Genomic DNA, 10,609 nt, shown 5'->3' with positions numbered 1-10,609 from the left:
GCGCGGCCAGCGCAGCCAGTGCGCGGGTGGCGGTGGAGGGGCGTACGGACGAAAAAGACATGGACGAAGAAGGACGACGCGGGGCGTTGGCGATGGCTACGGGGATGTGGGGGCGCCGGGAAGCTCAGGCCGTGCGCGGCAGCTCGATGCGGAAACGCGCGCCGGGCCCCTCGGGCAGCAGGGCGATGCGGCCCCCATGGGCTGCAATGTACTCCTGCACGATGGAAAGTCCGATGCCCGTGCCCTTGACCGCATGCTCCGGTTGGCGTTCGCCGCGGTAGAAGGGCTCGAAGATGCGGTCGCGGTCGCCCTCGGCGATGCCCGGGCCGGCGTCGTTGACGTCGATGCGCACCGCCTCGGGCGTGCCCGAGACCACCAGCGTGATGGTGCCGCCGCGCGCCGAGAAGCGGATCGCGTTCGACAGCAGGTTGGCGATCGCGGTGCCGAGCTTGGTGCGGTCGACCGTGAGCGCGATGCGCTCGCCCTCGGCGCGCACCGTGAGGCCGTGGGCCTGCCACTGCAGCCGCTGCGACTCGATCTGCTCCTCGATCAGCGGCAGCAGCTCGGTGCGCTCGCGGCGCAGCTCGCGCGCCTCGAAGGCGGCCGCGTTGAAGCGCAGCAGCGCCTCGATCTGGCCCTGCAGCGCCACCGTGTTTTGGTTCAGGATCTGCGCCACCTCGAGCTGCGCCGGGTTCAGCGCGCCGGTCACGCCGTCCTCCAGCAGCGACACGCCCTCGCGCAGCGCCGCCAGCGGCGTCTTCAGTTCGTGCGAGACGTGGCGCAGGAAGCGCGCCTTGTCGGCGTCGAGCTCGGTCAGCCGCAGCCGCAGCCACTCGAGCTGCTGCGACACGCGCCGCACGTCGGCCGGGCCGCGGATGTCGATCGGCTCGTCGAGCCGGTTCTGGCCCAGGCCGACGATGGCGTGCTCGAGCCGCTTGAACGGCCGCGCCAGCCAGATGCCGAAGGCCAGCGCCAGCGACACCGCGAGCACGCTGGCCGCGACCACCTCGCGCATCAGCCGGCGGCGCGCGTTCTCGATGCGCTTGGACAGCGCGTCGTTCTGCATCTCGATCAGGAACTGGGCCTGCTGCGCGATGTTGGTGTTGAGCGCGTCGAGGTCGCGGAACTGCATCGCCATCGTGCTCTCGCGCTGCAGCGCGCTGTCGGCGTTGCCGCTCATCAGGCCCTCGATCACGCCGAGCTGGGTGCGCCAGGCCTCGGTGCTGGCGGGCGCCAGGCCGTTCTTCTCGAGCCGCTCGAGCACGCCGTGGGCCTCGCGCGCGGCATCGTCGAAGCGGCGCCGCAGCACCGAATCGTTGAGCACCAGCGACTGGCGCCCGGCGCGCTCCATCGCCGCGCTGCGCTCGGCCAGCGACTGCGCCGCGCCCGACAGCCGCAGCGCGCGCGCCGCGGCGTCGCGGCTTTGCGTCATCAAGGTGTCGTACTGCAGCACCGAGCGCAGCGCCACGCCCACCAGCAGCGCGGTGATCAGCAGGAAGGCGAACAGCAGGAGCTGCTGGAACGAGCCCCGTATCGATCGCTTCGCCATCAGGCGAGCGCCCCGGCGGCGGACGCGCTCTCGCGCGTGGGCACTTCGCCGCGCAGCGTGTAGGCCAGCGAGCGCGTGATGCGCAGGTCGGTCATCCGGCCCACGAGCCGCGCGTCGCCCTCGAAGTTGACGACCCGATTGCAGGCCGTGCGGCCCATCAGCTCGTTCGCGTCGCGGCGCGAGGCGCCTTCCACCAGCACGCGCTGGGTGCTGCCCACCAGCGCCTCGCCGAAGCGCTTCACGTTGCCGTCGATCACGGCCTGCAGCTTCTGCAGCCGCGCCAGCTTGACCTCGTGCGGCGTGTCGTCGTGCAGCGCGGCGGCCGGCGTGCCGGGGCGCGGGCTGAAGATGAAGCTGAAGCTGGCGTCGAACTGGCAGTCGTCGATCAGCTTCATCATCTTGTCGAAGTCGGCCTCGGTCTCGCCGGGGAAGCCGACGATGAAGTCGCTCGACAGCGCGAGCTCGGGCCGGATCGCGCGCAGCTTGCGCACCGTGCTCTTGTATTCCATGGCGGTGTAGCCGCGCTTCATCGCCATCAGGATGCGGTCGCTGCCGTGCTGCACCGGCAGGTGCAGGTGGCTCACGAGCTGCGGCACCTTGGCATAGGCCTCGATCAGCCGCGGCGTGAACTCGTTCGGATGGCTGGTGGTGTAGCGGATGCGCTCGATGCCGGGGATCTCGGCCACGTACTCGATCAGCAGCGCGAAGTCGGCGATCTCGGCCGTGTCGCCCATGCGGCCGCGGTAGGCATTGACGTTCTGGCCCAGCAGCGTGACCTCGCGCACGCCCTGGTCGGCCAGGCCGGCGATCTCGACCAGCACGTCGTCGAGCGGCCGGTTGACTTCCTCGCCGCGCGTGTAGGGCACCACGCAGTAGCTGCAGTACTTGGAGCAGCCTTCCATGATCGACACGAAGGCAGTGGCGCCTTCCACGCGCGCGGGCGGCAGGTGGTCGAACTTCTCGATCTCGGGAAAGCTGATGTCGACCTGCGGGCGGTCGAGCCGCTCGCGCTCGGCCAGCATCTCGGGCAGCCGGTGCAGGGTCTGCGGGCCGAACACGATGTCGACGTAGGGCGCGCGCGCGATGATGGCGTTGCCCTCCTGGCTGGCCACGCAGCCGCCGACGCCGATCTTCACGCCGCGCGCCTTCAGGTGCTTGACGCGGCCCAGGTCGGAGAACACTTTTTCCTGCGCCTTCTCGCGCACCGAGCAGGTGTTGAACAGGATCAGGTCGGCCTCGTCGACGTTCTGCGTCGGCTCGTAGCCCTGCGCGGCATGGAGCACGTCGGCCATCTTGTCCGAGTCGTACTCGTTCATCTGGCAGCCGAAGGTTTTGATGAAGACTTTCTTGGCGGTCATGGGGAGCTCTTCTATATAGGAGGGGCCCTCGTCTTGCGGAGGGCCGGGCGGACACGGGGCTTTCGTGGCGAAAGCGGCGGGGCGTGTCCGCGAAAGGAATGCCGGTGCGGCCGACGGCCGCTGGCGAGATGCCGAGGGGCCTACTGCGTGTTGACCGTGTCGTTCTGCACGAACGGCCAGATGTTGAGGAAGGGCTTGTTCAGCGATTCGCGGCTGGCGGTGGCTTCGTCGGGCGTGAGGATCCAGACCTCGCGCAGCATGCCCGCGGCATCGCGCGTGTAGTTGACCAGCAGGTTCTGGCCCGTGATCGCGCCGCTCATCACCAGCATGTTCTGGCCGCTGCGGATGCGCGCGCCGGGCGCGAGCCGGTCGGCGCGGCCGTCGAGCATCACGTCGTTGCCGTCGATCACGCGGAACTTGCCGCGCAGGGTGCCGACCGGGAAATTGCGCCCGCCGACTGCCGATTCGTTCTGGGTCTGCGGCCGGGGCACCGCGTCCTGCGCGCTGGCCTGGAGCGGGAAGACGCTGGAAGTGGCTGCCAGCGTTGCGCAGGCTGCTATGAAATGAAGAGCGTTCGTGGGTGTCTTGCAGCGGTTCATGGGGTTCATCCAGAGGCTGTGGAGCGGGGATTCTAGCGAGCGGGGTGCCTGTCCATCGGTGCTTATCCCGACCGTTTTTACCGGGCGCGGCGCCCTGGCCTTTACTTTTCTTTACGGCGTGGATGGACACTCGGAACCCCCCGCGATTCAATAGCCGCTGTCAGCCCAAAGTGCACAAAAACCCATGAAGAAGAACGCAGTCATCGCCCTCGTGGGCGTGTCGATCGTCGCCGCCGCGGGATGGTGGTGGAGCGGCTCGGGCGAGCGCGCCGCGGCGAAGAGCGCCAAGGGGCCGGTGGCCGCGCCGACCGCGCTGGTCACGCTCGCCACCGCCGTGCGCCAGGACGTGCCGGTCACGGTGCAGGTCAACGGCAGCGTGGTCTCGCTCAACAGCGTGGACCTGCGACCGCAGGTGACCAACACGGTCGACGTGGTGCACGTGAAGGAAGGCCAGTTCGTGAAGCAGGGGCAACTGCTCTTCACGCTCGACGACCGCAACGACCAGGCCAACCTGGCGCGCGCCCAGGCCCAGCAGAAGCGCGACGAGGCCACGCTGGCCGACCTCGAGCGCCAGTACAAGCGCAGCCAGGAATTGCTGGCGCAGAACTTCATCTCCAAGAGCGCGACCGATGCCACGCTGTCGCAGCTCGAGGCGCAGCGCGCGGCGGTCGCGGCCGACCGCGCCGCGGTGCAGTCGGCCCAGGTGGCGCTGAGCTACACCAAGTTGCATGCGCCGATCGCGGGCCGCATCGGCGCCGTCAACATCTACCCGGGCACGCTGGTGCAGCCCACGCTGTCGCTGGTCACGGTCACGCAGCTCGACCCGATCGCCGTGAGCTTCCCCGTGCCCGAGGCCAACCTGCAGGACCTGCTGGCCGCCGCGCGCACCCGCTCGCGCGTCGAGGCCGTGGTCACGGGCCGCAAGGACACGCTGCAGGGCACGCTCAACTTCGTCGACAACACGGTCGACCCGCAGATCGGCACCGTGCGCGCCAAGGCCGTGTTCGACAACGCCGACCAGAGCCTGTGGCCCGGCCAGTTCGTCGGCACCCGCATCACGGTGCGCACGCTCGAGGGCGTCACGGTGGTGCCCGCGGCGGCGCTGATGATGCTGCCCGAGGGCACCTCGCTCTACGTGGTCGACAAGGAACGCAACGCGAGCCGCCGCAAGGTGAAGACGCTGCATACCTTCGGCACCAAGGTCGCGGTCAGCGGCGTCGAGCCCGGCGAGCAGGTCGTGATCGAGGGCAGCCAGAACGTGCGGCCCAACGGCAAGGTGCGCATCGACGACAAGCCGCGCGGCGACGCGCCCGCGACCCCGGCCGCGCCCGGCGGCACCACGGGCGTGACACCCGGCAGCGCGGCGTCGTCCGATGGCGTCGACATCCGCTCGACGCAGCGGGAACGCGCATGAACATTTCCGAGCTGTGCATCCGCCGTCCCGCGATGACGGTGCTGCTGTCCGCGGCCGTCGTGGTGGTGGGCATCTTCGCCTACTTCAGCATCCCGGTCGCGGCGCTGCCCAGCTACAACACGCCCGTCATCAACGTCAATGCGCAGCTGCCGGGCGCCAGTCCCGACACCATGGCGAGTTCGGTCGCGCTGCCGCTCGAGAAGCAGTTCTCGACCATCCCGGGCCTGCAGACCATCAGCTCGGTCAACACGCAGGGCGTGACCTCGCTCACGCTCGAGTTCGTCAGCAGCCGCGACATCGACGCCGCCGCGGTCGACGTGCAGGCCGCGCTCTTGCGCGCGCAGCGCCAGCTGCCGCAGGAGCTCACGCAGCTGCCCTCGTACCGCAAGGTCAACCCGGCCGATGCGCCGGTGCTGTTCATCGCGCTGATCTCGCCGTCGATGAATCCCTCGGAGCTCAACGACTACGCCGAGAACCTGATCTCGCCCACGCTCTCGACCATCGACGGCGTGGCGCAGGTGGGCGTGTACGGCCGCAAGGCCTTCGCGGTGCGCATCAAGGCCAATGCCGACCTGCTCAACGCGCGCAACATCACGCTCGACGAGCTCGCGCGCGCGGTCAACTCCGCCAACGCCAACACGCCCGTCGGCGTGCTCGACGGCCCGCGCCAGACGCTGACCATCCAGGCCAACCAGCAGCTCACGCGCGCGGCCGACTTCGCCAAGCTGATCGTCGGCCAGCGCAACGGCGCGCCGGTGCGGCTCGACGAGGTCGCGACCATCGAGGACAGCTTCGAGTCGGTCAAGACCGCCAGCAGCTTCAACGGCCAGAGCTCGATCTCGCTGGCCGTGCAGCGCCAGCCCAACGCCAACACGGTGCAGGTGGTCGACGCGGTGCGCGCGCTGATCCCGCGCTTCAAGGCCGAGCTGCCGCAGTCGGTCGAGATCCAGATGGTCAACGACCGCTCGCTGTCGATCCGCGAGGCAGTGCACGACGTGCAGCTCACCCTGCTGGGCACCATCGCGCTGGTGGTGCTGGTGATCTTCCTGTTCCTGCACCGGCTGGTCGCCACGCTGATCCCGGCCGCCACCATCCCGATCTCGCTGATCGGCGCGGTGGCGCTGCTCTATGCCTTCGGCTACAGCCTCGACAACGTCTCGCTGCTCGGCATCACGCTGGCCGTGGGCCTGGTGGTAGACGACGCCATCGTGGTGCTCGAGAACATCATGCGCTACGTCGAGAAGGGCATGGACCCGCTGGCCGCCTCGCTGCGCGGCGCGCGCGAGGTGGGCTTCACCATCGTCTCGATCTCGATCTCGCTGGTGGCGGTGTTCATCCCGATCTTCTTCATGCCGGGCGTGATCGGCCTGCTGTTCCACGAGTTCGCGGTGGTGGTGGCGCTGGCGGTGCTGGTGTCGGCCATCGTCTCGCTGACCCTGGTGCCGATGCTCGCGAGCCGGCTGCTCAAGCAGGTGCCGCGGCCCGAGGGCGGCGCGCGCCACGACCATGAAGAGGAGCATCCCGAGCCCGGCACCGCGATCGGCCGCGCCTTCGAGCGCGGCTACCGCTGGGTGCACGGCAGCTACATGCGCACGCTCGACTGGACCCTGGCGCACCGCGGGCTGATGCTGCTGATGGCCGGCGCCACCTTCGTGGTCACGGCCTGGCTGTTCATCACCATCCCCAAGGGCTTCTTCCCCGAGGAGGACATCGGCCAGATCCAGATCACGACCGAGGCCGCCGAGGACATCTCCTTCACCGCCATGAAGGCGCTGCAGGACCGCGTGTCCGACGCGCTGATGGCCGACCCCAGCGTCGACTACGTGAGCTCCTTCGTCGGCGTGGGCGGCCCCACGGCCACGCAGAACTCGGGCCGGCTGTTCGCGGTGCTCAAGGCGCGCAGCGAACGGCCGAAGATGCCCAAGGTGCTCGAGTCGCTGCGCCAGCGCTTCCGCGAGATTCCCGGCATCGCCGTCTACATGCAGCCGGTGCAGAACCTGCGCCTGGGTGGGCGCCAGAGCAAGGCGCGTTTCCAGTACACGCTGCAGAGCGTGAACGCCGGCGAGATGGTGCCCTGGGCCACGCGGCTGATGGAGCGCATGCGCGCCGACCCCGACTTCCGCGACGTCACCAGCGACTCGCAGAACCGCGGCCTGCAGGCCACGCTGAAGATCGACCGCGACAAGGCCGGCGTGCTCGGCGTGGCCGTGGGCGACCTGCGCACCGCGCTCTACAACGCCTATGGCGACCGCCAGATCGGTAGCATCTACGCGGCCAGCAACACCTACCAGGTGATCCTCTCGGCGTCCGACAACGACCGGCAGTTCGAGGACGACGTCTCGCGCCTGTCGGTGCGCAGCACCACCGGCCGGCTGGTGCCGCTGTCGGCCTTCTCGAGCATCGAGCGCACCGTGGGTCCGACCTCGGTCAACCACCAGGGTCAGCTGCAGGCGGTGACGGTGTCGTTCAACCTCGGGCCCGACGTGCCGCTGGGCAATGCCACCGCCAAGATCGACCGCTTCAAGGACGAGCTCAAGATGCCGCAGTCGATCATCACCACCTACGGGGGCGATGCCGCGGTGTTCCAGAGCTCGCAGTCCAGCCAGGCCGTGCTGCTGGTGCTCGCGGTGCTGGTCATCTACGTGCTGCTGGGCGTGCTCTACGAGAGCTACATCCATCCGATCACCATCCTCGCGGGCCTGCCCTCGGCGGCGGTGGGCGCCTTGATCTCGCTGAAGATCTTCGGCTTCGACCTCACGCTGATCGCGACCATCGGCATCCTGCTTTTGATCGGCATCGTGAAGAAGAACGCGATCATGATGATCGACTTCGCGCTCGACGCGCAGCGCACCGAGGGCCTGCAGCCGGTGGAGGCGATCCGCGAGGCCTGCCGGCTGCGCTTCCGCCCGATCCTGATGACCACGCTGGCCGCGCTGATGGGCGCGCTGCCGCTCGCGCTGGGCCTGGGCGCGGGCGCCGAGCTGCGCCAGCCGCTGGGCGTGGCGGTGGTGGGCGGGCTGATCTTCTCGCAGGTGATCACGCTCTACATCACGCCCGCGATCTACCTCGCGCTCGACCGCTACAGCGGCAGCGGGCCGATGGTCGACCTGCCGAAGGAAGCGCAGGCCGAGGTCTCGCACGCCTGAGCGAGCGCGGCGGGCTCAGGCGCGCCCGCGCCCCTGCCGCGCCGACGCGGGATCGAGGAACAGCTGGCGGAAGTAGTCGCGCAGCGCCGTCATCGCGGGCGAGAACTCCACGCCCTGCTTCCAGCCCAGCCCGATGTTCATGGTCGGGATCGGGTCGCGCAGGTTGATGGTCTCGATGCGCTTGCCTTCGAGCGACCACGGGCGGTAGACCATGTCCGACAGCACCGTCACGCCGCCGCCGTTGGCGACCGTGCTGCGCACCGCCTCCACCGAGCTGGTGCGCAGCCGCACCTTGGGCTGGTGCGGCGTGCGGCCCCAGTACTTGAGCGCGGTGGCCGCGGCCTCGTCGACCGTGAGCATGATGTAGGGCTCGGCCGCCACGTCGGCCAGCGTCACCTCGGCCTTGTCGAGCAGCGGATGCTTGGCCGGCACCCACAGCCGGCGCTGCGAGCCGAAGAAGGTCTCGAGCGAGAGCTCGCGCAGCACCACGTTCGAGGTCAGCACCACGCCGAGGTCGTAGCGCCGCGTGATCAGCCCTTCCTCGATCGCCTCGCGCGCCACCTCGTGCACCTTCAGCGTGACCTGCGGATGCAGCTGCTCGAAGCGCTGCAGGTGGTGCGGCAGGAAGTAGCCCAGCACCGTGTAGCTCGCGGCGATGGTCAGCTCGCCCTGCACGGCGGCGTCCTCGTTGGGCATGCGCTGCGCCTCGTCGGCCGCGGCCAGCACCGCATAGGCGTGGCTCAGGAAGCGGCGCCCGCCCTTGGTCAGTTCCACGCCGTGCGGATGGCGCTCGAACAGCTGCTGGCCCAGCATCTCCTCGAGCTCGCGGATCGCGGTGGTCACGGCCGACTGCGAGATGTTGAGCTGCAGCGCCGCGTGCGAGATGCGGCCCGCCTCGGCCACCGCCGAGAAGTACTTGAGCTGGCGAAGGGTCAGGGACATGGCGGGGCTTCGGGGAGTGGATCGGTATCGGCAACGCGGGGCAGCCGGTGCATGGGTTGGTGAAAACCCGATACCGCGCGATCGAATGGCTCCAGCGTAGCAAGGCATGCGCCGCAACGCAGCATCTGTTTTTCAGATACCGAGTGCGCGGAAAACAATGCTTTTCAGTCTTTGGACCGCTCACTAATCTTCGGACCGTCCCGCCGCGCCGCGCCTTGGCGGCCACGGGACGCACAACGAACAAAGGCTGTCACACGTGAAGAAGAAGCGGATCGATCTGAACTCCGACATGGGCGAGGGCTTCGGCCCCTGGACCATCGGCGATGGCGTCGACGCGGAACTGATGCCGCTGATCAGTTCGGCCAACATCGCCACCGGCTTCCATGCCGGCGATCCGAACATCATGCGGCGCATGGTCGCGCTGGCGCGCGAGCACGGCGTGGGCATCGGCGCGCACCCGGGCTTTCGCGACTTGGTGGGCTTCGGCCGGCGCCACATCCAGGCGCCGGCCGAGGAACTGGTCAACGACATGGTCTACCAGCTCGGCGCGCTGCGCGAGTTCGCGCGGCTCGAGGGGCTGGCGCTGCAGCACATCAAGCCGCACGGCGCGCTCTACATGCATGCGGCGCGCGACGAGGCGCTGTCGCGCACGCTGGTCGAGGCGCTGCAGCGCATCGAGCCCGGCCTGCGCCTGTTCTGCATGGAGTCCTCGGTCACCTGCCGCGTGGCGCGCGAGCTGGGCCAGCCCGTGGTGCGCGAGTTCTATGCCGACCGCGACTATGACCTGAGCGGCTCCATCGTCTTCACGCGCCGCGTCGGCGCGCTCGACCCCGAGGCGGTCGCGGCCAAGGTGCTGCGCGCCTGCACCGAGGGCACGGTGCGCACGGTCGAGGGCGAGGACCTGCCCATCGGCTTCGACTCGGTCTGCATCCACAGCGACACGCCCGGTGCGCTCGCGCTGGTGCAGGCCACGCGGCGCGCGCTGGCCGCGCATGGCATCGAGGTTGCAGGGCTCGCCGCGCAGGGCTGATCCCCTCTTTCCCTTCCCCGTTTTCCGTTCCGTCCCCAGGAGTGCATCCCATGTCCGCTACCCATGAAGTCCTGAGCCCGCTGCCGGGCACCTTCTACCGCCGCTCGGCGCCCGACGCGCCGCCGTTCAAGTCCGAGGGCGACACGGTAGCCGTGGGCGACGTGCTGGGCCTGGTCGAGGTGATGAAGCAGTTCAGCGAAGTCACGGCCGACGCGGCCGGCCGCCTGCTGCGCTTCGCGGTCGAGAACGCCGAGCCGGTCGATCCGGGCCAGCCGCTGGCCGTGATCGAGACCGCCTGAGGAAGACGACGCGATGACCGCTGCATTCGACAAGCTGCTGATCGCCAACCGCGGGGAGATCGCGGTGCGCGTGATTCGCGCCGCGCAGGAGCTGGGCCTGAAGACCGTCGCCGTCTACAGCGACGCCGACGCCCAGAGCCTGGCCGTGCAGATGGCCGACGAGGCCGTGCGCATCGGCCCGGCCCATGCCAGCAAGAGCTACCTGAGCGCCGACGCCATCCTGCAGGCCGCGGCCCACAGCGGCGCGGGCGCCGTGCATCCGGGCTACGGCT

The 10,609-nt window shown here is 69.4% G+C and carries 9 protein-coding genes; 5 read left to right on the top strand and 4 right to left on the bottom strand.

What is annotated here, in order from left to right; genetic code table 11:
• Positions 1–124: 124 nt before the first annotated feature.
• The 3 genes from AC27VN_RS20375 to AC27VN_RS20365 form a co-directional block, all read right to left on the bottom strand.
• Positions 125–1,549, bottom strand: a complete 1,425-nt coding sequence (locus AC27VN_RS20375; RefSeq protein ID WP_490877681.1) for a sensor histidine kinase — start codon at positions 1,547–1,549, stop codon at positions 125–127.
• Positions 1,549–2,907, bottom strand: coding sequence for a tRNA (N6-isopentenyl adenosine(37)-C2)-methylthiotransferase MiaB (gene miaB, locus AC27VN_RS20370; RefSeq protein WP_093353487.1), 1,359 nt, complete (start codon positions 2,905–2,907; stop codon positions 1,549–1,551). The genes AC27VN_RS20375 and miaB overlap by 1 nt, the downstream gene beginning before the upstream one ends.
• A 140-nt stretch (positions 2,908–3,047) precedes the next feature.
• Positions 3,048–3,506, bottom strand: a complete 459-nt coding sequence (locus AC27VN_RS20365) for a hypothetical protein (RefSeq protein ID WP_490877680.1) — start codon at positions 3,504–3,506, stop codon at positions 3,048–3,050.
• A gap of 184 nt (positions 3,507–3,690) precedes the next feature.
• On the opposite strand from AC27VN_RS20365, the gene AC27VN_RS20360 reads away from it, so the two are divergent.
• Positions 3,691–4,920 carry an efflux RND transporter periplasmic adaptor subunit gene (locus AC27VN_RS20360; protein ID WP_490877679.1) on the top strand — a complete coding sequence of 410 codons (1,230 nt, stop codon included), beginning with the start codon at positions 3,691–3,693 and terminating at the stop codon, positions 4,918–4,920.
• Positions 4,917–8,066, top strand: coding sequence for an efflux RND transporter permease subunit (locus AC27VN_RS20355; protein ID WP_093353495.1), 3,150 nt, complete (start codon positions 4,917–4,919; stop codon positions 8,064–8,066). The genes AC27VN_RS20360 and AC27VN_RS20355 overlap by 4 nt, the downstream gene beginning before the upstream one ends.
• Positions 8,067–8,081: 15 nt before the next feature.
• Here the strand turns inward: AC27VN_RS20355 and AC27VN_RS20350 are convergent, their stop codons facing one another.
• The gene (locus tag AC27VN_RS20350; RefSeq protein WP_490877678.1) at positions 8,082–9,008 is read right to left on the bottom strand and encodes a LysR family transcriptional regulator; all 927 of its coding nucleotides are present in this window, start codon (positions 9,006–9,008) and stop codon (positions 8,082–8,084) included.
• Between the two features lie 256 nt (positions 9,009–9,264).
• Here AC27VN_RS20350 and AC27VN_RS20345 point away from each other — a divergent pair, with 256 nt between their 5' ends.
• The 3 genes from AC27VN_RS20345 to AC27VN_RS20335 all read left to right on the top strand — a co-directional run.
• The gene (locus tag AC27VN_RS20345) at positions 9,265–10,038 is read left to right on the top strand and encodes a 5-oxoprolinase subunit PxpA (RefSeq protein ID WP_490877677.1); all 774 of its coding nucleotides are present in this window, start codon (positions 9,265–9,267) and stop codon (positions 10,036–10,038) included.
• Between the two features lie 50 nt (positions 10,039–10,088).
• Positions 10,089–10,337, top strand: coding sequence for an acetyl-CoA carboxylase (locus tag AC27VN_RS20340; RefSeq protein ID WP_057591117.1), 249 nt, complete (start codon positions 10,089–10,091; stop codon positions 10,335–10,337).
• 13 nt (positions 10,338–10,350) lie between these two features.
• Positions 10,351–10,609: biotin carboxylase N-terminal domain-containing protein (locus AC27VN_RS20335; protein WP_490877676.1), on the top strand; the 259-nt coding region annotated here is incomplete at its 3' end.

Source organism: Variovorax sp. 20P10.2.4 (assembly GCF_058244205.1).
This window is presented reverse-complemented; position numbering and strand designations above follow the sequence as displayed.

Excerpts from the sequence above, each read along its gene's own strand:
- AC27VN_RS20375 (WP_490877681.1), bottom strand. The coding sequence starts at position 1,549 with ATGGCGAAGCGATCGATACGGGGCTCGTTCCAGCAGCTCCTGCTGTTC.
- miaB (WP_093353487.1), bottom strand. The coding sequence starts at position 2,907 with ATGACCGCCAAGAAAGTCTTCATCAAAACCTTCGGCTGCCAGATGAAC.
- AC27VN_RS20365 (WP_490877680.1), bottom strand. The coding sequence starts at position 3,506 with ATGAACCGCTGCAAGACACCCACGAACGCTCTTCATTTCATAGCAGCC.
- AC27VN_RS20360 (WP_490877679.1), top strand. The coding sequence starts at position 3,691 with ATGAAGAAGAACGCAGTCATCGCCCTCGTGGGCGTGTCGATCGTCGCC.
- AC27VN_RS20355 (WP_093353495.1), top strand. The coding sequence starts at position 4,917 with ATGAACATTTCCGAGCTGTGCATCCGCCGTCCCGCGATGACGGTGCTG.
- AC27VN_RS20350 (WP_490877678.1), bottom strand. The coding sequence starts at position 9,008 with ATGTCCCTGACCCTTCGCCAGCTCAAGTACTTCTCGGCGGTGGCCGAG.
- AC27VN_RS20340 (WP_057591117.1), top strand. The coding sequence starts at position 10,089 with ATGTCCGCTACCCATGAAGTCCTGAGCCCGCTGCCGGGCACCTTCTAC.